Source organism: Psychrobacter sp., assembly GCF_036731945.1.
Lineage (GTDB): Bacteria > Pseudomonadota > Gammaproteobacteria > Pseudomonadales > Moraxellaceae > Psychrobacter.
In genome coordinates this window covers 16,520-17,493 of the sequence record NZ_DAINDI010000001.1, presented here as the reverse complement: position 1 = coordinate 17,493, position 974 = coordinate 16,520, and the positions used below count along the sequence as shown (strand labels likewise).

The 974-nt window shown below is 46.5% G+C and carries 2 protein-coding genes; both read left to right on the top strand.

Annotated elements, in window-relative coordinates; translation table 11 throughout:
- Positions 1–430, top strand: a 430-nt coding sequence (locus V7D75_RS00065) for a MaoC family dehydratase (protein WP_333612898.1), incomplete at its 5' end; no start/stop codon positions are given.
- Positions 431–478: 48 nt separating this feature from the next.
- On the top strand, positions 479–974 hold a 496-nt coding region (locus V7D75_RS00060), incomplete at its 3' end, for a phosphatase domain-containing protein (RefSeq protein WP_333612897.1).

Below are 974 nucleotides of genomic sequence, written 5' to 3'. Positions count from 1 at the left end.
AGGTAGCAAAGATAAAAAAAGCACGCCGCGTCCAGTGACCGTTAAGCCTTTGGTGAATGAAGAAGGCGTGCACAGTATCTTTGAAGTACCAGAAGATATCGGCCGTCGTTATGCGTTCGTTTCAGGGGATTTTAACCTTATCCACTTGCACCCATTATCGGCACGCGCATTTGGTTTTCCAAAAGCCATCGCCCACGGCATGTGGTCAAAAGCTAAATGTCTAGCCTTGATGGATGAGCTACCAGATGCTTGCACGGTCAATGTATCATTTAAGCTACCTATATTCTTGCCAGCAGAAGTAGAGCTAATCGCTGAGCCGATAGCAGCGTTGAAGAGCCCAACCGATACTTGCGAGTTTGGCTTATTTAGCGCTAAAAACGACAAGCCGCATCTTGCTGGTGTGATTAAACTGCAAGACGAAAACAAGTAGATTTCACCATACTTTTAACCTTTATATTTTATTAACCAATTATTCATTATGACTTTACATGAAAATGCAACAAGCGTAGCTGAGCCCGATAACTCAGCTACGATAGATGAAGCTACTGCTAAAGATAACGGTATCGATTTAGAAAATATGTTTGAGCCGTATTTTCGCCCTGATGACAACACCATCGTGTGCGGCGCCCTCAGTGAAGAAAAAGTCGCTGCTTTAGCGGCGGCTGGCGTTGAATTGGTGCTTAACTTGCAACCAGATGAAGAGCTAAATTTCGATGAGCGCGCGGCGGTAGAGCGCGCTGGTATGTATTACGAGCAGCTGCCTATCAGCGGGGCCAAGGATTTAAAACAGTTAAATATATTGGCGTTTGATAACATCTTGCGTCAGTACCATGGCAAAAAAACCGTCTTGCACTGTGGTTCTGGTAATCGCGCTGGTGCAGCGGTGGCATTGCGTGCGGGCTGGTTACGTGGACGCAAAATGGATACGGCTTTGGAGCGCGGACGCAGTCATGGTTTGACGAAGCTGGAAGAAG